Source organism: Streptomyces sp. NPDC060002, assembly GCF_042737245.1.
Classification (GTDB): Bacteria; Actinomycetota; Actinomycetes; order Streptomycetales; family Streptomycetaceae; genus Streptomyces.
On the sequence record NZ_JBHWUW010000034.1, the window covers coordinates 39,021 to 56,909 of the forward strand.

Below are 17,889 nucleotides of genomic sequence, written 5' to 3' on the forward strand. Positions count from 1 at the left end.
TGAACTTTGTCCTGGGTGTGGAGAAACCGCGGAACGGCCGGTACCGTCGCACAGGTTCATCACAGGCTCGCCTTCTTCTTCGTCGCAAGTCCCGTACCAGGGTGGGGAGTTCGGCATGGACAGACGCGGGTTCAACCGCCGGGTGCTGCTGGGCGGCGCCGCCGCCGTGACATCGTTGTCCTTCGGTCCGAGGGCGGTGAGCGCCGACGGACCGGCGAAGACCGCGCCGGCGGGGGGAGCGGTCAGACACCTCAAGCTGTACGCGGAGAAGCTCGCCGACGGACAACTCGGCTACGGCTTCGAGAAGGGGAAGGCGACCGTCCCGGGGCCGCTGATCGAACTCAACGAGGGCGACACCGTCCACATCGAGGTGGAGAACACCCTGGAGGTGGCCGCGAGTCTGCACGTCCACGGCCTGGACTACGAAGTCTCCAGCGACGGAACGAAGTTGAACAGGAGCGACGTCGAGCCGGGCGGCACGCGCACCTACACCTGGCGCACCCACGCCCCGGGTCGCCGCGTCGACGGCACCTGGCGTGCGGGCAGTGCGGGCTACTGGCACTACCACGACCACGTGGTCGGAACCGAACACGGCACCGGTGGCATCCGCAAGGGCCTGTACGGACCGGTGATCGTCCGGCGCAAGGGTGACATCCTGCCCGACGCCACCCACACGATCGTCTTCAACGACATGACCATCAACAACAGGCCCGCCCACCCGGGTCACCAGGGCCCCGACTTCGAGGCGACGGTGGGTGATCGCGTCGAGTTCGTGATGATCACGCACGGCGAGTACTACCACACCTTCCATATGCACGGTCATCGCTGGGCCGACAACCGCACCGGCCTGCTCACCGGCCCCGACGACCCGAGCCGGGTCGTCGACAACAAGATCGTGGGCCCGGCCGACTCCTTCGGCTTCCAGGTGGTCGCGGGGGAGGGGGTGGGCGCCGGCGCGTGGATGTACCACTGCCATGTGCAGAGCCACTCCGACATGGGGATGGTCGGACTGTTCCTGGTGAAGAAGCCCGACGGCTCGATCCCGGGATACGAACCGCATGAGCCACACGAGTCGCATGAGTCTCAAGAGCCGGACGGGACCGGCGCCACGCACGAGCACTGAGGGAGGGAGGCCGGAGAGCGCTCTCACCCCGGCCGTCCCCCGGAGTTATCCTGAGCCGCACCCGGCCAGGAGGAGCCCCGAAGTGACCGAGACAGCGTCGCGCCCCACGCTGGAGGCCGTGGCCGCGCGGGCCGGGGTCTCCCGGGCGACCGTGTCGCGCGTCGTCAACGGCGGCGACGGCGTCCGTGAGCCGCTCGTCGAGCGGGTCCGGCGCGCCGTGGAGGAGCTCGGCTACGTCCCCAACCAGGCGGCGCGCAGCCTGGTGACGAAGCGGCACGACGCGGTCGCCGTGGTCATCGCCGAACCGGAGACCCGGGTCTTCGCCGACCCCTTCTTCGCACTCCAGCTCCGCGGTATCAGCAAGGAACTGACGGCCCACGACAACCAGTTGGTACTGCTGCTCACCGAGGGCCGCGACGACCACGCCCGCGTCGCCCGCTATCTCGCCAGCGGCCATGTCGACGGGGCCCTGGTCTTCTCGTTGCACCTCGACGACCCGCTTCCCGGTCTGATCCACGGCGCCGGCGTCCCGACCGTGTTCGGCGGCCGTCCCGGCTGGAGCGACGGCACACGGGACGTGGTCTACGTCGACAGCGACAACCGGGGTGGCGCCCGCGAGGCCGTACGCCTGCTGGCAGGGCTCGGCCGCACCCGCATCGCGCACATCACCGGCCCCCTCGACCAGACCTCCGCGGCGGACCGGCTCGACGGATACCGGGAGGTCATGGGTGAGCACGACCCGCGGCTCGTCGTCGAGAGCGACTTCACCCCCGGCGGCGCCGAGCGGGCCATGCGGGAACTCCTCGACCACTGCCCCGACCTGGACGCCGTGTTCGCCGCCAACGACCTCGCCGCCTCGGGCGCCCTGCGTGTCCTGCGCGAGCGCGGGCGGCGGGTGCCCGAGGACGTCGCCGTGGTCGGCTTCGACGACATGCTGCCCGTCGCCGAACAGAGCGACCCGCCGCTGACGACGGTCCGTCAGGACATCGAGGAGATGGGCCGGATCATGGCCCGCCTCCTGCTGCGCCGACTCGACCGACGCGTCGCCGACGACGAACCGGGCGGGGTGGTCCTGCCCACCACTCTGGTGCGCCGCGCTTCGGCCTGAGCGGGGCCGCCGCCCCGCTCGCCCCCGGCCCCGCCCCGTCCGCCCCCGTGCTCCCGTACCGCCTCACATCTCCTGGGGCACGCTCTTGATCACGGCGAAACGTGCCCCGTAGGGGTCGGCGAGCTTGGCGATGCGGCCGACGCCCTCGACGTCCGTGGCGGGCATCCGCACCGTGCCGCCCAGTTCCTCCGCCTTGGCCACGACCGCGTCCGCGTCGGTGACCTCGAAGTACGGCAGCCAGTACGCGCCGGTCCCGGCCTCCGTGGGGTCGTCGGCCAGCGGCACGATCCCGCCGAACATCGCCTCCTCCCCGGCACCGGCCGGGTTGACGCAGGTGTACGTGCCGCCGGGGAAGGGGGCGGCCGAGGTTTCCAGGCCGAGCGTCGCGTTGTAGAAGGCGGCCGCCGCGGCGACGTCCGGCGTGTACAGCTCGACCCAGCACAGCGCGCCGGGTTCGTTCGCCACGTCCACGCCCACGGTCCGTCCCGGCTGCCAGAGGCCGAACGGCACGCCCGCCTGGTCGGCGAGGACGGCCATCGTGCCCTGACCCATCACGTCCATCGGGGCGAAGAGGACCCTGCCGTGTTTCTGCTCGGCGGCCCGCGCCGTGGCCTGCGCGTCCGTCGTGCGGAAGTAGACCGTCCACGACGGCGGGCCCTGCCCGGGTGGGGTCCGCATGCCGCCCGCCGCGGTCTTCCCGTCCAGCTGGAAGAAGCCGTAGCCGCCGGCGTCGGGTCCCGCCGACCGGAACCGCCAGTCGAAGAGAGCGCCGTAGAAGGAGGTGGCGCCGTCGATGTCGGACGTGCCGACATCGATCCAGTTCGGAGCGCCGTTGACGAAACGGGTGGTGAGCATCGTTGCCCTCCTCGAAGGGGTCCCGTCCTGTGCACTGCCGAGTCTCGCACCGCCCACTGACAAACGCTGCCGGAGCACGACCACCGGCGCGACCTCACACCCGGCCACGGAAGGTCACCGATGATCACTGATGGTCATGGAAGGTCGCCATGCGTGCGCTCGACGCTTTTCGGCAGTGTGCCGGGCGCACCGCGCGCCGCCGTGCGCGGCGGTACACGGCAGGAGCATCATCGGGCGGCCGGGGGCCTTCGGGCGCCGCGTATATCCGGCGTTGATCGAACGTTTTTCGCCGCCGGGCACGATCCTGGCCATGTATACCGACACGATTCCGACACCCGACCTCGGCTGGCAGCGGGAGGCGCTGTGCGCACAGACCGGGGCCGAGTTCTTCTTCCCCGAGCCCGGCAGCTCGGTGCGGGAGGCGAAGCGCATCTGCGGCATGTGCGAGATGCGTACCGCCTGCCTCGAGTACGCCCTTGCCAACGACGAGCGCTTCGGCGTCTGGGGCGGCATGTCCGAGAAAGAGCGCCTGAGCCTCCGGCGCACGGCACGCTGAACCGCGCGGTCGCGGTGACCCCGAATCCGAGTGACCGCGTCGCGGGGGTGCGGTTAGGATCCGGGAGCGTGTCCGGACGTAGCGCGGAGGCAGGCGCGACGCCTTGCCCAGGCGAATCACGCCGGTTCGAATCCGGTCGTCCGGATGCGTGCGCGGTCCCGTAGAGCAGAGGCAGACTCGCCACCTTCTCAGGGTGGATACGCCGGTTCGAATCCGGTCGGGACCACGGTACGGCGAGCATGGCGCGGGGACGGGGCGGGGCGGCGACGGTGGGCGAGGACAGCGCAGGGGCGGCTTTCGGCCCGCCGGTCACCGAGGCGGAACTGGCCGTCTTCCACGACGTCGTGGGCAGGCTGCGCGCGCTGCCCGTCGACGATCCCGTACGGCTGCGGGCCGAGCAGGTCGCCGCGTCCTTCGCGCGTGACGGACGGCTGCGGCGGCGCAAGGAGCGGGGCGCCGAGGTGGCGGCCGCCGACGCGGCGGCGATGGCCGCGACCGCGACCGGCGCCCTGGACCGGCGCGAGGACGTGCCCCTGCTGGACGCCGGCCACGGCGGGCGTTTCCACCGGCCGCGCACCTGCTACGTCTGCAAGTCGGCCTATCGAGAGGTCGACACCTTCTACCACCGGCTCTGCCCGGCCTGCGCGGCCGACAACGCCGCCCGCCGCTCGCTGAGCACCGACCTGAGCGGGCGCCGGGTCCTGCTCACCGGCGGCCGGGTGAAGATCGGCTTCCAGCTGGCGCTGATGATGCTGCGGGACGGCGCGGAAACCGTCGTCACCTCGCGTTTCCCGCACGACACCGTCCGCCGTTTCCGTGCCGAGCCCGGCAGCGCGCGGTGGCTGGACCGGCTCACCGTCGTCGCCGTCGATCTGCGCGACCCGCGCCAGGTGCTGGGCCTGTGCGAGGAACTGCGCAGGGAGGGCGCACCGCTCGACATCCTCGTCAACAACGCGGCACAGACCGTGCGTCGCCCGCCGGAGTCCTACGCCCTGCTGGCCGCCGGAGAGCACGACGCGCTGCCCGAGGGGACGCGCCGGGCGCCCGGGTTCACCCCGATGCGGATGCTGGAGGGCCTCGGCGGCTCGGTCTCCGCGCTGCCCGCCGCCCTGCGGGAGGCCGACGAGGCCGGACTGCTGCCCGATCCCTCCCCGGAGAACTCCTGGTCGGCCCGGCTCGGCGCGCTCGACCCGGCCGAGGTCCTGGAGACCCAGCTCGTCAACGCCCTCGCGCCCGCGCTGCTGTGCGACCGGCTGCTGCCGCTGCTGCTGGCCTCCCCGCACCCGCGCCGGTACGTGGTCAACGTGACGGCCGTCGAAGGCCGGTTCGCGGTCCGCAACAAGATGCCCGGGCATCCGCACACCAACATGGCCAAGGCCGCGCTCAACATGCTCACCCGCACCAGCGCGGCCGCGCTCGCCGAGCAGGGTGTGCACATGTGCGCCGTCGACACCGGCTGGATCACCGACGAGAACCCGGCGCCGAAGAAGGCCCGGATGGCGGGCGCCGGTTTCCGTACCCCGCTGGACATCGTGGACGGCGCGGCCCGCGTGTACGACCCGATCGTGCGCGGCGAGGCGGGCCGGCCGGTGTCGGGCGTGTTCCTCAAGGACTACCGGGAGGCGCAGTGGTGAGCGAGGAGAACACGGCGGGCCCGGGGCCGGCCGTGTTCGCCGGAGCCATCCGTGAAGGCACCCGTGGGGGAACCCGTGGAGGAGTGACGCCCGTCCGCGCCCGCCCCCGTGCGCTCAGCGCCGCATCCCGGTGAACACCCCGATCCAGAACTTCTGCTGCTGTTCGGACGCCCCCGCGGCGTGCCTCGGCGACCGTGTCGGGCGCTGCCGGCCGGTACGCCTCCAGCGCCCTGCGGTCGGCCAGGTCGACCACCGCCGGGCGCCGCCGCCCGCGCTCCCCGTACGCCATGTCGAGCCCCCGTGCCCTTTTTTGCCGCGCTTCCCCCAGTGCCTCATTGGTAGCAGGCCCCACTGACATCGGGCCAAGGCATTACGCTCTGGGGTAAGGGCGGGGTCGTAGCGCAGAGGCAGCCGCACCGGTCTCCAAAACTGGATCACGCTGGTTCGAATCCAGCCGCCCCGCCCCCCTTCGCCCGCCCCCCTTCGCCCGCCCCTCGGACGCCCGGCGCCTCAGGCGATGGCGCCCGCCGTCACGACGAGCTCCGGCACCGTCCCGTGGAACGTGTCGATGAGCCGCGCCAGCACCGCCCAGGCCTCCTCGCGGCTGCCCAAGTGGTCCCGCACGAGCGGGCGCAGGGCGTCCTCGGCCTCGCGGACCCGGGCCGGGAACATGAGATGGCCCAGGGACAGCACCTCCAGGACCCTGGCGGCCGGACCGTGGGCCGTCGCGTACCGGGCCGGGCCGTCGAAAACACCCGCCTGCCGCAGCCGGTGCGTGAACTTGGGGTGCGAGCCGAACCCGGCGCGCAGCGCGGGCGGGCAGTCCGGGCGCACCGACAGCGCCCAGCGCGGGTAACCGGGCAGCGGAAGCTCGTCGTGGGCCGCGCGGACCGTCTCCCAGTCGTCCCGGGTCAGCACCATGGACGCGGCGGCGCGGGCGGAGGGCATGGAGTGCGCCTTGCGCAGGGCGCCGACGAGGCCGTGCCGGACGTAGCTCTCCGGGATGTCGGGTTCCTGCCGCTCGTGTGTGGAGCGCACCGCCAGGGGCTTCGTGCGCCCGGGGCCGAACGGCACCCCGCGGGCGAGGGCCCGGCGCAGACCGAGGTCGTTGCCGACGAAGCGCCACACGACGGCGTTCAGCGCGGGGTCGTCCTGCTCCAGGACCCACAGCACCACCGAGGCGGGCGCGGCGGGCCAGGTCCACGCGCGGTTCAGCCTGCGCTGGATCGCGGCCGCGTTCTCGGTGGCGGCCGGGGGCAGACCGATCCGCGCCCGAATCCCGTCGGCGGTGTCCTCGGCGGTCAGGCCCAGCAGGAAGCCGACCGCCTGCTGGACCGTTTCTCTGTCACCCATGGCGGCATGATGCCGCAGGTCGCGAACGGCCCGCACCGGGAATTCGGTTCCCCGTGCGGGCCGTCGAAGCGATGGGTGGGGGCGGGTCAGCCGGCCGCCCGCGCCGCCATCCGGGCCTTGCGCGTCGCCAGCTTCTCGTCGAACTTGGACGCCTCACTGTCCAGGCCGCCCATGTACAGGCCGATCTCCTCCTGCGCCTTCTGGCCCTCGGGGCCGAGGCCGTCGACCTCCATGACCTTCAGGAAGCGCAGCACGGGCTGGATGACGTCGTCGTGGTGGATGCGCAGGTTGTAGACCTCGCCGATCGCCATCTGCGCGGCGAACCGCTCGAAGCCGGGCATACCGTGACCGGGCATGCGGAAGTTGACGAGGACGTCGCGCACGGCCTGCATGGTGAGGTCGGGAGCGAGCTCGAAGGCGGCCTTCAACAGGTTGCGGTAGAAGACCATGTGCAGGTTCTCGTCGGTCGCGATGCGCGCCAGCATGCGATCGCAGACCGGGTCCCCGGACTGGTGACCGGTGTTGCGGTGCGAGACGCGGGTGGCCAGCTCCTGGAAGGCGACGTAGGCGACCGAGTGGAGCATCGAGTGCCGGTTGTCCGACTCGAAGCCCTCGCTCATGTGCTGCATGCGGAAGGCTTCCAGCTTGTCCGGGTCCACCGCGCGCGAGGCGAGCAGGTAGTCGCGCATCACGATGCCGTGGCGGCCCTCCTCGGCCGTCCAGCGGTGCACCCAGGTACCCCAGGCGCCGTCCCGGCCGAAGAGCGAGGCGATCTCGTGGTGGTAGCTGGGGAGGTTGTCCTCGGTGAGCAGGTTCACGACGAGAGCGATCCGGCCGATCTCGGTGACCTTGGACTGCTCCTTGTCCCAGGCCTGGCCGTCCTCGAAGAAGCCGGGGAAGTTGCGGCCGTCGCTCCACGGGACGTACTCGTGGGGCATCCAGTCCTTGGTGACCTTCAGATGCCGGTTGAGTTCCGTCTCGACCACTTCCTCCAACGCGTGCAGCAGCTTGGCGTCGGTCCAGACGGCGGGGCTACCGAGGTGAGGGGAGGTGATCGTCACGAGAACTCCAGGGGGACGTGAAGCGGAGTGGAACACTCCGGCGAGCGAAGCCGGAACTTACGGAATCGTAGGCTACGTATCCGTAGGTTACGAAACCGTAGGTTAAGAGCGGCGTAAAGATCGCTGATCAGCCGGGTTGCGCCAGGTGATTCGGGGCATGTCAAACAGCCCCGGGGACCGCAGGTCCCAGGGCCGAACAGGTGATTCGATCACCCGGTCAGGCGTACAGATCACGCAAACGCACCGAGAGGCATGTCACACATCCTTCGAGTTTCTCGAACTCGCCGATGTCGACGACGACGGGCTCGTGACCGAGATCGGCGAGCAGGTCCGCCGTCTTCGGCGCGGCGGCCGAGATGAGTACGTGCGGACCGCCGAGCAGCACCACGTGCGAGCCGGCCTCCTCGGGCACCGACAGGAAGCGCGGGAACAGCGACGGCCGGTCCACCTTGGGGATGTGGCCGATCACCGTGCCGTCGGGCAGCGCCGTGACCGCCGACTTCAGGTGCAGCACCTTGCTCACCGGTACGGCCACCACCCGCGCCCCGAGCGGTTCGAAGGCGGCGCGCACCTGCTGCACGCCGGCCGCGTCGGTACGGCCGCCCCGGCCGACGTAGATCGTGTCGCCGACCTTGAGCACGTCACCGCCGTCCAGCGTGCCCGGCTCCCAGACCCAGTTCACGGAGCAGCCCAGACGGGCCACGGCCTCCTCGACGCCGAGGGTCTCGGCGCGCCGGGACTCGGCGCCGGAGCGCGCGATCAGGGCGACGTTCTTGTACATCACCACCGTGTCCTCGACGAACACGGAGTCCGGGCAGTCGTCGGCCGGGTCGACCTCGACGGTCTCCCAGCCGTGCGCCCGCAGGGCCTCGGCGTACGCCTCCCACTGCTCCAGGGCGAGCTCCACGTCGACCTTCTCCCGCTCGACGTGCGTCACCAGGCCTTCGGCGAGGCGCGGGCTGGGGCGGCGGATGAGGGCCTTCTTGCTGGGCACGTCCAGGTCTCCGAATCGGGTGGCACAACCGGCGCCTCGGACGCGGCGCCGGTCAGCCATCATGCAGGGCGGGGCCACCAGGGCAAAACCCCGCGGTAACAATGTGCCCCTCCTGAGACCATGTGCCCCTCGTGAGGTCATGCGACGGGCGGCGGCGCTAGGCCGGATCCGCCATCTCCGCCGCCGTCGTCTCCCGCAGCTCCCCGTCCAGCAGGAGCCACCGTGTGATGCCGATGGACTCCAGGAACGGCAGGTCGTGGCCGGCCACGATCAGCGCGCCCTCGTAGGACTCAAGGGCGGTGGTGAGCTGGCGCACGCTCGCCATGTCGAGGTTGTTGGTCGGCTCGTCCAGCATGAGCAGCTGGGGCGCCGGCTCGGCCAGCATCAGCGCCGCCAGGCTCGCCCGGAAGCGCTCCCCGCCGGACAGGGTCGCCGCCTTCTGGTCGGCGCGGGCGCCCCGGAACAGGAAGCGGGCCAGCCGGGCCCGGATCCGGTTGTTGGTGGCGCCGGGCGCGAACCGGGCCACGTTCTCGGCGACCGTGAGCTCGCCGTCGAGGATGTCGAGGCGCTGGGGCAGGAAACGCAGCGGCACGTACGCGTGCGCCTCGCCCGCCTCGGGCGCCAGCTCCCCGGCGATGGTGCGCAGCAGCGTCGTCTTGCCCGCGCCGTTGCGCCCGACCAGCGCGACCCGCTCGGGACCGCGCAGGTCGAGACCGCCGTCCACGCGCGCGCCGTACGCGAGCCGGAGGTCCTGGAGCAGCAGGACCTCCCGCCCCGGCGGTACGGCCGTGTACGGCAGGTCGACGCGGATCTCGTCGTCGTCGCGTACGGCCTCCACCGCGTCGTCGAGCCGGTCCCTGGCCTCGGCGAGCTTCTCCTCGTGCATGATCCGGTGCTTGCCCGCCGACTCCTGCGCCGCGCGCTTGCGCGCCCCCATGACGATCTTCGGCTCGCGCTTGCTCTCCCACATCTTCTGCCCGTACCGCTTGCGGCGGGCCAGCTTGACCTGGGCGTCGACCAGTTCGCGTTTCTGTTTCTTCAGGTCGGCCTCCGCGACGCGCACCATGCGCTCGGCGGCCTCCTGCTCGGTGGCCAGGGCGTCCTCGTACGCGGAGAAGTTGCCGCCGTACCAGGTGACCTCCCCGGCGCGCAGGTCGGCGATCCGGTCGACGAGGTCGAGCAGTTCCCGGTCGTGGCTGACCACGACCAGGACGCCCGGCCAGGACGTGACGGCCGCGTACAGCCGCCGCCGGGCGTACAGGTCGAGGTTGTTGGTCGGTTCGTCCAGCAGCAGGACGTCCGGCCGGCGCAGCAGCAGCGCGGCCAGCCGCAGCAGGACCGACTCGCCGCCCGACACCCCGCCGACGGTGCGGTCGAGGTCGATGTGGCCGAGCCCGAGCTCGCCGAGGGTGGCCAGCGCGCGCTCCTCGACGTCCCAGTCGTCGCCGACGGTCTCGAAGTGCCGCTCGGACGCGTCACCGGCCTCGATGGCGTGCAGCGCGGCCCGCTGTGCGGCGATGCCGAGGGCCGCGTCGACCTTCAGCGTGGTGTCGAGGGCGACGTTCTGCGGGAGGTGTCCGACCTCGCCGGCGAGGCGCACCGTGCCGTCGGCGGGGGCGAGTTCCCCGGCGATCAGCTTCAGCAGGGTCGACTTGCCGGAGCCGTTGACGCCGACGAGTCCGGTCCGGCCGGGGCCGAAGGCGACGTCGAGCCCGTCGAAGACGGGGGTGCCGTCCGGCCAGGAGAAGGCGAGGGAGGTACAGGTGATGGAGTGAGTCAAAGTGGGCCTCGTGGTGGCGTGTGCGGTCAGGGGCGACACGTGTCGAGACACCGGAAAGCGGCGACCACCGCGGCAGCGGGGGAGCGCGGAGACATGCAGGAAGTCCTGCTCCGCAAGGACGGCTCGAAGGCCGAGGTCGCACGCGGCGCACACACTCCAGAGGTGTGGCGCGGTGTCTCATGACCTCAGACGAGCAACGTCCTTCTCCAATCGGCGGCAACAGAACCGTTCTACACGGTAGGAACGCCCGCGAGGGCTGTCAACGGATTAACAGGCGTCCCGCATCAGCTCCAGCAGGTCGTGGTCGAGGTCGAGCTGGCGGTACTCCGTGCCGGTGGGCACCAGTTCGCTCGTGGCCCGCAGGAAGTCGCGGATCTCCTCGGTGTGGACGTGCACGACCGCGGTGCCCTCGGGCGCGTGGAACTCCAGCACGGTGCGGCCGTACCCGTAGGGGCGCACCCGGACGTCGCCGTGGCCCTCGGCGTCGTGCAGGCCCGCGGCGAGCAGGTCACGGGCGAAGGTCCAGCAGACCTCGACGCCCTCCAGGGTGGCCGGAGCCGGGAAGGTCATGCGGACGGCGAAGGGGTCCTGCCGGTCGTAGGACAGGGTGGCGGGGATGGTCTGCATCCGAGGCGCGGCGGCGACCAGACGTGCCTCTACGGGCTGCTCGATGACGGTGGTGGACAACGCCTTGCTCCCTCGTGACGGCGGGACGATCTTCCGGGCGGTGCGTCCGGACACTGGAAGAGACGCCGGAAGCGGCCGATCCGTGCACACCCATTCCTAGTGACCTCGGTCACCGCCTTTCATGCACGCGAGTGACTCACCTCTCCTCCCGTGTCTCCCCGGGCGGTCGGTGTGATCGCGGGCCTCTGGACGTCACCGAAAGCCGTGGGCTAGCTTCGCCCGCCATGAGGCGCTTGGGGAAGACGCGACGCACGGTTCGGACAGCACGGGGGAGCGGACGGGTGGCGGCGGCGGCCTGCGGGGCGGCACTGGCCCTCCTGACCGCCCTGCCCGCCCAGGCGCACACACCGCCCGACCGGGCGCACACCCCGGGGCCCGCGGCGCCGCACTGGGACCTCAAGGACACCGGCGCGACCGCCGTACGGTTCCGGGGTCTCGCGGCGGTCGACCGGCGCACCGCCTGGGTGTCCGGCACCGGGGGCACCGTCCTGCGCACCACCGACGGCGGCGGGAGCTGGCGAGACGTCTCGCCGCCCGGCGCCGCCGACCTCCAGTTCCGGGACATCGAGGCGTTCGACGCGCGGCGCGCCGTGGTGCTCGCGATCGGCGAGGGCGAGGCGTCGCGCGTGTACCGCACCGAGGACGGCGGGACGACCTGGACGGAGTCCTTCCGCAACACCGACGCCCACGCCTTCTACGACTGCATGACCTTCTTCGACCGCCGCCACGGCCTCGCCGTGAGCGACCCGGTGGACGGCAGATTCCGCATCCTGTCGACCGGCGACGGGGGCCGCTCCTGGAAGGTGCTGCCGAACGAGGGCATGCCGGCCGCCCTGGACGGCGAGGCGGGCTTCGCGGCCAGTGGCCAGTGCCTGGTCGCCTCCGGGACGAAGGACGTCTGGCTGGCCACCGGCGGAGCCGCACGCGCGCGTGTGCTGCACTCGTCCGACCGCGGACTGACGTGGACGGCCGCCGACACCCCGATCCCCGCGGGTGACCCCGCGCGCGGTGTCTTCGCCGTCGCCCTCCGCGACCGCACCCACGGCCTCGCCGTCGGCGGCGACTACCGCGCCGACCAGCCCTCCCCGCGGGCGGCCGCGACGACCGGCGACGCGGGCCGCACCTGGCGGCCGGCCGCCACGCCGCCGCCCGCCTACCGCTCCGGGGTCGCCTGGCTCCCGCACAGCCGCTCCGCCGCCCTCGCCGTCGGGCCCACCGGCACCGACCTGACCACCGACGCCGGCCGCACCTGGCGCACCCTCGACACGGGCTCGTACGACACCGTGGACTGCACCCCCGACCTCGGCTGCTGGGCCGCCGGCGAACAGGGGCGCGTGGCACGTCTGGAGAGCTGAGCCGCCTTCGGGGTGACCATGGGCGCGAACCCGAAGGCCGTGGGCGGCGTGGGCGACCTCCACCCGGGACCTGCCGTCCGGCGAGCGGGACGGCCGGCGGTCGGGCAAGGGCTCGCGGGGACCACCAGAGCTGACGTGTCCGCGCCGGAACACCGTCGCGGGCCCGCCCCCGGGAGCCGTACGCTCGTCCCCACGATGACGACCGTAGACATTCCGGCGGGCTGGCCCGCGACCGAGGAAGCGGCCCGCGCCGTCCAGGACGAGCTGCGGGCCCGGGTGGTGCTCGACGAGTCCGGGCCGCCACCCGGGACGGGGTACGTGACGGGCGTCGACGTCGCCTACGACGACGAGCGGGACGTCGTCGCGGCGGCGGCCGTCGTGCTGGACGCGGCGAGCCTGGAAGTCGTCGCCGAGGCCACCGCCGTCGGGCGGATCTCCTTCCCGTACGTGCCCGGGCTGCTGGCCTTCCGCGAGATCCCCACCGTGCTCGCCGCCCTGGACGCCCTGCCCCGGCCGCCCGGCCTGGTCGTCTGCGACGGCTACGGCCTGGCCCACCCGCGCCGCTTCGGTCTCGCCAGCCACCTGGGCGTCCTCACCGGACTGCCCACGATCGGCGTCGCCAAGAACCCGTTCACCTTCGCGTACGACGACCCCGACGCCCCGCGCGGATCGGCGTCCCCGCTGCTGGCGGGCGACGACGAGGTGGGGCGCGCGCTACGTACGCGGACGGGTGTGAAACCGGTCTTCGTGTCCGTCGGCCACCGCGTCAGCCTGGACGACGCCTGTGCCCACACCCTCGCCCTCACCCCGCGGTTCCGTCTCCCGGAAACGACCCGGAGGGCGGACGCGCTGTGCCGGCGGGCCCTTCAGGAGGCGACCACCCGCCACTGACCGACCTCCTGGTACGCGCAGTCGTGGGCCGCCGATCCGTCCCCGGCCTCCAGGGCGCAGTGCTTCGGGTTGCCGCCCCGGTAGCGCAGGACGCGGCCCAGCTCACCCACCGGGTCCTGGGCCAACGCGCCCTCGTCCACGGTGACTTCGAGAACGAACTTCATACTGCTCCCCTTCCGTGCCGATCAGGCGCTTCGATCGCTTCATCGAAGTGCTCGTCGGCACTTTGCGACCGGAGCGCCCATGAACCACCGGGGGAGCGGCGCGGCGGGTCTCGAATCGGGGTGCGGGCGAGGGGCGGAGAGCGCACACGCACGTGCGAGCAGGCCGCCCGGCCACGCCTGCTGAGTACGTCGTCTGAGTACCCGTACTGATGTGCGCCCCTCCTCCGCCCGTCAGGCTGGGCCCATGACCACGCACCGTGCCCCGAAGCCCCTCGCCGACCCGAACCGGCCCGTCGAGCGTGCCGTGAACGCCGCGCTGATCCTCGCCGTCCTGGCGGGCGTCGGCTGGATCGCCGGCATGATCTACACGCTGGTCCAGTGGCCCGTCTGAGGCCGCGGACACGGCACGGGGACGGTCAGCGGCGCGCCGCGACGCGGAAGCGGACACCCGCCCGGGTCAACCGTCCGGTCAGCGCGTCGCCCATCGCCACCGCCGTCGTCACCTGCCCCGCGGTCGGCGGGAGGTCGTCGCAGGCCAGGGCCAGCGCCGCCTCGGCGAACATCTTCGCCGTCTCGTCGTAGCCGGGGTCGCCGCCCGCGACCTCGGTGCACACCCGCCGCCCGCCGCCCTCGCCGACGAACCGCACCGAGAACCAGCTGCGCGCCCGCTTCTGCGCGCTGGGCCCCTCTCCGGGCCTGAGCCGGTCCGACAGCCAGCGCCGTGCGGGCGGCAGCTGGGCCGCCGCGGCGAGCGTGCCGACCGCCGCGACCCCGCCCAGGGCGACGGGCAGCCGCCGTACGGCCGCGTAGTGCCGGTAGCGGAAGTCGGGCCCGTAGCGCGGCAACGCCCTCGCCGACCGCAGCACGATCTGCGGGTCGATGGTCGGCAACGGCAGCGCCCAGGCGCCGACCTCAGGGGCGAACCGGGGCGCGCCCACCGGTGCGGCGGCCCGGCGGCCCATCAGCCGCGGTTCGTGCCGGCCGCGCTCCCGCGCGGCGGCCAGCAACTGCCGGCCGCGCGCGAACTGGCCCAGCGCGGAGGCGAGGGTGCCGCCCGAGAAGGTGGCGTCGACGGTCACGAAGCCGTCCACGGTCAGGGGCACTCCCTCCGGAAGCTGTCGGACGGTGAAGTACGCGCCCAGGTCGTGCGGGACGGAGTCGAAGCCGCACGCATGGAGCAGCCGCGCACCCGTCTCACGCGCGCGTGCGTCGTGCCGGACGTACATCAGGTCCACGAACTCCGGCTCACCGGTCAGGTCGAGGTAGTCGGCGCCGGTGTCCGCGCAGGCCGCCACGAGTTCCTCGCCGTACGACACGTACGGACCCACCGTCGTGGCCACCACGCGCGCGTGCTCCGCGAGGGCGCGCAGGGACGCCGGGTCCGAGACGTCGGCCCGCAGCACGCCGACGTCCCCGCCGAGCCGCTCGCGCAGCCGCTCCAGCTTCTCCTGGCTCCGGCCTGCGATCGCCCAGCGCAGACCGGCGGGCGCGTGGGCGGCGAGGTACTCCGCGGTGAGCGTGCCCACGAAGCCGGTGGCCCCGAAGAGCACGATGTCGTACGGACGGTCCAGCCTTTTCAGCCTGCTCATGACATCCCCTCGCCGTCGTGCAGCCCGCGCCGCTGTCGGTGGCTGAGGCTAGCGTGAGCGGTGCGGAGGCCGACGGCAGGTGCCCCTAAAGTGTCTAAGCGCTTGCTCGCTCACCTCTTGTGCCCACTGGAACACGTTCTTAGCATCACTGGTGTTACATCGGTTGTGTCACAGCAAGGGGGCTGGATGACGACGGGACGGACGGCCGGGCACGGCCCGCTGGCGGGCGTGCGCGTGGTGGAACTCGCCGGGATCGGCCCCGGCCCCTTCGCCGGCATGCTGCTGGCCGACCTGGGCGCCGACGTCGTCCGCGTGGACCGCCCGGGCGGCTCCGCTCTGGCCATCGATCCCGCCCACGACATCACCAACCGCAACAAGCGCTCGGTGATCGTCGACCTCAAGGCGCCTGACGGCCCCGCGCGCGTGCTCGACCTCGCCGCCCGCGCCGACGTGCTCATCGAGGGCAACAGGCCGGGTGTCGCCGAGCGCCTGGGCGTTGGCCCCGGGGACTGCCACGCCCGCAACCCCCGTCTGGTCTACGGCCGGATGACCGGCTGGGGCCAGGACGGCCCCCTCGCCGCCCGCGCCGGTCACGACGTCTCCTACATCGCCGTCACCGGCGCGCTCGGCATGATCGGCGCCCCGGACCGGCCGCCGCCCGTCCCCGCCAACCTGCTGGGGGACTACGCGGGAGGCTCCCTCTACCTGGTCGTCGGCGTCCTCGCCGCCCTGCACCACGCGCGCGTGAGCGGCACCGGCCAGGTCGTCGACGCGGCCATCGTCGACGGCACCGCGCATCTCTCCGCGATGATCCACGGCATGCTCTCGGCCGGCGGCTGGCAGGACCGGCGCGCCGCCAACCTGCTCGACGGCGGCTGCCCGTACTACGGCACCTACGAGACCGCCGACGGCGGGTACATGGCCGTCGGCGCCCTGGAGCCGCAGTTCTACGACGCTTTCGTGGACCTCCTCGGTCTCGAGGACCTCCGCGAGGCGCGCACGGACTGGACGCGCTGGGGAGAGCTGCGCGAGGCCGTCGCCGCCCGCTTCAGGTCCCGCACCCGGGACGAGTGGACGGCCCGTTTCGACGGTTCCGACGCGTGTGTGGCGCCCGTGCTGTCGCTGCGTGAGGCCCCGCGCCACCCGCATCTCGCGGCCCGCGGCACCTTCACCGAGCACGGTGGCATCACCCAGCCGGCCCCCGCGCCCCGCTTCTCCGCGACGCCCACAACCGTCCGCACCGGGCCCGCGCGACCCGGCGCCGACACCCGCGAGGTGGCCCGTGACTGGGACATACCGGGACTTGCGGCAGACCTTGGGAACACGCCCGCCGAGATCGCGGCGGGAACCTCTGCCGGGGCGCAAGCGCAGACCACCGCGCAGACAACAGCGACGACCGCCGCGCAGACCACCGCGCAGACCACAGCGGCGACCCCTGTGAAGGACATTCCGCACCAGGGCGACTGACCCCGCCCCGCACGGCCCACCCTCCCGAAAGGCTTACCAGTGAGCACCGAAGCGTACGTGTACGACGCGATCCGCACCCCGCGCGGGCGCGGCAAGGCGAACGGCGCCCTGCACGGGACGAAGCCCATCGATCTGGTCGTCGGCCTCATCCACGAGCTCCGCAGCCGCTTCCCCGGCCTCGACCCGGCCGCCATCGACGACATCGTGCTCGGCGTCGTCGGCCCCGTGGGCGACCAGGGCTCCGACATCGCGCGCATCGCCGCGCTCGCGGCCGGACTGCCGGACACCGTGGCGGGCGTGCAGGAGAACCGCTTCTGCGCCTCGGGTCTGGAGGCCGTCAACCTGGCCGCCATGAAGGTCCGTTCGGGCTGGGAGGACCTCGTCCTGGCGGGCGGGGTGGAGTCGATGTCCCGGGTGCCGATGGCCTCGGACGGAGGAGCCTGGTTCAACGACCCGATGACCAACCTGACCGTCAACTTCGTGCCGCAGGGCATCGGCGCCGACCTCATCGCCACCATCGAGGGCTTCTCCCGGCGCGATGTCGACGAGTACGCGGCCCTCTCGCAGGAGCGCGCGGCGACGGCCTGGAAGGAGGGCCGCTTCGACCGCTCCGTGGTGCCGGTGAAGGACCGCAGCGGCCTCGTCGTCCTGGACCACGACGAACACCCGCGCCCCGGCACCACCGCCGACTCGCTCGGCAGGCTGAAGCCCTCCTTCGCCGACATCGGCGAGCTGGGCGGCTTCGACGCGGTGGCGCTCCAGAAGTACCACTGGGTGGAGAAGATCGACCACGTCCACCACGCGGGCAACTCCTCCGGCATCGTCGACGGCGCCTCCCTGGTCGCGATCGGCTCCAAGGAGGTCGGCGAGCGCCACGGGCTCACCCCGCGCGCGCGGATCGTCTCCGCGGCGGTCTCCGGCTCCGAGCCGACGATCATGCTCACCGGCCCCGCGCCCGCCACCCGCAAGGCCCTCGCCAAGGCCGGCCTGACCATCGACGACATCGACCTGGTCGAGATCAACGAGGCCTTCGCGGCGGTCGTCCTGCGCTTCGTCAAGGACATGGGCCTGTCGCTGGACAAGGTCAACGTCAACGGCGGCGCCATCGCCCTCGGCCATCCGCTCGGCGCCACCGGCGCGATGATCCTCGGCTCGCTCGTCGACGAACTGGAGCGCCAGGACAAGCGCTACGGCCTCGCCACCCTCTGCGTCGGCGGCGGCATGGGCATCGCCACCATCGTCGAGCGCGTCTGACCACCCCAGCGGAACTCA

At 72.5% G+C, this 17,889-nt stretch carries 17 protein-coding genes and 3 tRNA genes; 12 read left to right on the top strand and 8 right to left on the bottom strand.

What is annotated here, in order from left to right; genetic code table 11:
- Window positions 1–115 precede the first annotated feature (115 nt).
- Together ACFWBD_RS26585 and ACFWBD_RS26590 are read left to right on the top strand one after the other, a co-directional pair.
- Complete coding sequence (locus tag ACFWBD_RS26585) at window positions 116–1,123, top strand: multicopper oxidase domain-containing protein (protein ID WP_385671603.1); 1,008 nt, start codon at window positions 116–118, stop codon at window positions 1,121–1,123.
- 82 nt (window positions 1,124–1,205) lie between these two features.
- Window positions 1,206–2,231: a LacI family DNA-binding transcriptional regulator gene (locus tag ACFWBD_RS26590; protein ID WP_385671606.1), complete on the top strand. Its 1,026-nt coding sequence runs from the start codon at window positions 1,206–1,208 to the stop codon at window positions 2,229–2,231.
- Window positions 2,232–2,294: 63 nt separating this feature from the next.
- On the opposite strand, the gene ACFWBD_RS26595 is transcribed toward ACFWBD_RS26590, so the two are convergent.
- The gene (locus tag ACFWBD_RS26595; protein ID WP_385671608.1) at window positions 2,295–3,086 is read right to left on the bottom strand and encodes a VOC family protein; all 792 of its coding nucleotides are present in this window, start codon (window positions 3,084–3,086) and stop codon (window positions 2,295–2,297) included.
- 310 nt (window positions 3,087–3,396) lie between these two features.
- Here ACFWBD_RS26595 and ACFWBD_RS26600 point away from each other — a divergent pair, with 310 nt between their 5' ends.
- From ACFWBD_RS26600 to ACFWBD_RS26620, 5 genes are all read left to right on the top strand, one after another.
- Complete coding sequence (locus ACFWBD_RS26600; RefSeq protein WP_385671733.1) at window positions 3,397–3,642, top strand: WhiB family transcriptional regulator; 246 nt, start codon at window positions 3,397–3,399, stop codon at window positions 3,640–3,642.
- Window positions 3,643–3,714: 72 nt separating this feature from the next.
- Window positions 3,715–3,787: transfer RNA gene (locus tag ACFWBD_RS26605), tRNA-Gly, on the top strand.
- 9 nt (window positions 3,788–3,796) lie between these two features.
- A tRNA-Glu gene (locus ACFWBD_RS26610) sits at window positions 3,797–3,868 on the top strand.
- Window positions 3,869–3,881: 13 nt separating this feature from the next.
- Window positions 3,882–5,276: an SDR family NAD(P)-dependent oxidoreductase gene (locus ACFWBD_RS26615; RefSeq protein WP_385671611.1), complete on the top strand. Its 1,395-nt coding sequence runs from the start codon at window positions 3,882–3,884 to the stop codon at window positions 5,274–5,276.
- Between the two features lie 388 nt (window positions 5,277–5,664).
- A tRNA-Trp gene (locus ACFWBD_RS26620) sits at window positions 5,665–5,740 on the top strand.
- Window positions 5,741–5,786: 46 nt separating this feature from the next.
- On the opposite strand, the gene ACFWBD_RS26625 is transcribed toward ACFWBD_RS26620, so the two are convergent.
- From ACFWBD_RS26625 to ACFWBD_RS26645, 5 genes are all read right to left on the bottom strand, one after another.
- Window positions 5,787–6,629, bottom strand: a complete 843-nt coding sequence (locus tag ACFWBD_RS26625; protein WP_385671614.1) for a hypothetical protein — start codon at window positions 6,627–6,629, stop codon at window positions 5,787–5,789.
- A gap of 86 nt (window positions 6,630–6,715) precedes the next feature.
- Window positions 6,716–7,690 carry an acyl-ACP desaturase gene (locus ACFWBD_RS26630; RefSeq protein ID WP_385671617.1) on the bottom strand — a complete coding sequence of 325 codons (975 nt, stop codon included), beginning with the start codon at window positions 7,688–7,690 and terminating at the stop codon, window positions 6,716–6,718.
- A 217-nt stretch (window positions 7,691–7,907) separates the two neighbouring features.
- Window positions 7,908–8,684, bottom strand: a complete 777-nt coding sequence (gene ddaH / locus ACFWBD_RS26635; protein WP_385671620.1) for a dimethylargininase — start codon at window positions 8,682–8,684, stop codon at window positions 7,908–7,910.
- Window positions 8,685–8,841: 157 nt separating this feature from the next.
- The gene (locus tag ACFWBD_RS26640) at window positions 8,842–10,464 is read right to left on the bottom strand and encodes an ABC-F family ATP-binding cassette domain-containing protein (RefSeq protein WP_385671623.1); all 1,623 of its coding nucleotides are present in this window, start codon (window positions 10,462–10,464) and stop codon (window positions 8,842–8,844) included.
- 267 nt (window positions 10,465–10,731) lie between these two features.
- A complete protein-coding gene (locus ACFWBD_RS26645; protein WP_385671736.1) occupies window positions 10,732–11,091 on the bottom strand; it encodes an SsgA family sporulation/cell division regulator in 360 nt (119 codons plus the stop codon).
- Between the two features lie 284 nt (window positions 11,092–11,375).
- Between ACFWBD_RS26645 and ACFWBD_RS26650 the strand changes: the two genes are divergently transcribed.
- Together ACFWBD_RS26650 and ACFWBD_RS26655 are read left to right on the top strand one after the other, a co-directional pair.
- Window positions 11,376–12,506, top strand: a complete 1,131-nt coding sequence (locus ACFWBD_RS26650; protein ID WP_385671626.1) for a WD40/YVTN/BNR-like repeat-containing protein — start codon at window positions 11,376–11,378, stop codon at window positions 12,504–12,506.
- A 195-nt stretch (window positions 12,507–12,701) separates the two neighbouring features.
- Window positions 12,702–13,397 (top strand): endonuclease V, encoded by a 696-nt coding sequence (locus ACFWBD_RS26655; RefSeq protein WP_385671629.1) that lies wholly within the window; start codon window positions 12,702–12,704, stop codon window positions 13,395–13,397.
- Here the strand turns inward: ACFWBD_RS26655 and ACFWBD_RS26660 are convergent.
- Entirely contained in the window at window positions 13,373–13,561 is a 189-nt protein-coding gene (locus ACFWBD_RS26660; RefSeq protein ID WP_385671632.1) for a hypothetical protein, read from the bottom strand. The two genes, ACFWBD_RS26655 and ACFWBD_RS26660, sit on opposite strands and share 25 nt — an antisense overlap.
- 244 nt (window positions 13,562–13,805) lie before the next feature.
- Here ACFWBD_RS26660 and mmpA point away from each other — a divergent pair, with 244 nt between their 5' ends.
- Window positions 13,806–13,952 (top strand): morphogenic membrane protein MmpA, encoded by a 147-nt coding sequence (gene mmpA / locus ACFWBD_RS26665; RefSeq protein ID WP_020129438.1) that lies wholly within the window; start codon window positions 13,806–13,808, stop codon window positions 13,950–13,952.
- A 25-nt stretch (window positions 13,953–13,977) separates the two neighbouring features.
- On the opposite strand, the gene ACFWBD_RS26670 is transcribed toward mmpA, so the two are convergent.
- Window positions 13,978–15,150, bottom strand: a complete 1,173-nt coding sequence (locus ACFWBD_RS26670; protein ID WP_385671635.1) for a saccharopine dehydrogenase family protein — start codon at window positions 15,148–15,150, stop codon at window positions 13,978–13,980.
- Window positions 15,151–15,336: 186 nt separating this feature from the next.
- Between ACFWBD_RS26670 and ACFWBD_RS26675 the strand changes: the two genes are divergently transcribed.
- Together ACFWBD_RS26675 and ACFWBD_RS26680 are read left to right on the top strand one after the other, a co-directional pair.
- Entirely contained in the window at window positions 15,337–16,617 is a 1,281-nt protein-coding gene (locus tag ACFWBD_RS26675; protein ID WP_385671638.1) for a CaiB/BaiF CoA transferase family protein, read from the top strand.
- A gap of 39 nt (window positions 16,618–16,656) precedes the next feature.
- Window positions 16,657–17,871 carry an acetyl-CoA C-acetyltransferase gene (locus tag ACFWBD_RS26680; RefSeq protein WP_385671641.1) on the top strand — a complete coding sequence of 405 codons (1,215 nt, stop codon included), beginning with the start codon at window positions 16,657–16,659 and terminating at the stop codon, window positions 17,869–17,871.
- Window positions 17,872–17,889: the final 18 nt, after the last annotated feature.

Excerpts from the sequence above, each read along its gene's own strand:
- ACFWBD_RS26645 (WP_385671736.1), bottom strand. The coding sequence starts at position 11,091 with ATGCAGACCATCCCCGCCACCCTGTCCTACGACCGGCAGGACCCCTTC.
- ACFWBD_RS26625 (WP_385671614.1), bottom strand. The coding sequence starts at position 6,629 with ATGGGTGACAGAGAAACGGTCCAGCAGGCGGTCGGCTTCCTGCTGGGC.
- ACFWBD_RS26675 (WP_385671638.1), top strand. The coding sequence starts at position 15,337 with ATGACGACGGGACGGACGGCCGGGCACGGCCCGCTGGCGGGCGTGCGC.
- ACFWBD_RS26650 (WP_385671626.1), top strand. The coding sequence starts at position 11,376 with ATGAGGCGCTTGGGGAAGACGCGACGCACGGTTCGGACAGCACGGGGG.
- ACFWBD_RS26655 (WP_385671629.1), top strand. The coding sequence starts at position 12,702 with ATGACGACCGTAGACATTCCGGCGGGCTGGCCCGCGACCGAGGAAGCG.
- ACFWBD_RS26615 (WP_385671611.1), top strand. The coding sequence starts at position 3,882 with ATGGCGCGGGGACGGGGCGGGGCGGCGACGGTGGGCGAGGACAGCGCA.
- ACFWBD_RS26585 (WP_385671603.1), top strand. The coding sequence starts at position 116 with ATGGACAGACGCGGGTTCAACCGCCGGGTGCTGCTGGGCGGCGCCGCC.
- mmpA (WP_020129438.1), top strand. The coding sequence starts at position 13,806 with ATGACCACGCACCGTGCCCCGAAGCCCCTCGCCGACCCGAACCGGCCC.
- ACFWBD_RS26670 (WP_385671635.1), bottom strand. The coding sequence starts at position 15,150 with ATGAGCAGGCTGAAAAGGCTGGACCGTCCGTACGACATCGTGCTCTTC.
- ACFWBD_RS26595 (WP_385671608.1), bottom strand. The coding sequence starts at position 3,086 with ATGCTCACCACCCGTTTCGTCAACGGCGCTCCGAACTGGATCGATGTC.
- ACFWBD_RS26660 (WP_385671632.1), bottom strand. The coding sequence starts at position 13,561 with ATGAAGTTCGTTCTCGAAGTCACCGTGGACGAGGGCGCGTTGGCCCAG.
- ACFWBD_RS26600 (WP_385671733.1), top strand. The coding sequence starts at position 3,397 with ATGTATACCGACACGATTCCGACACCCGACCTCGGCTGGCAGCGGGAG.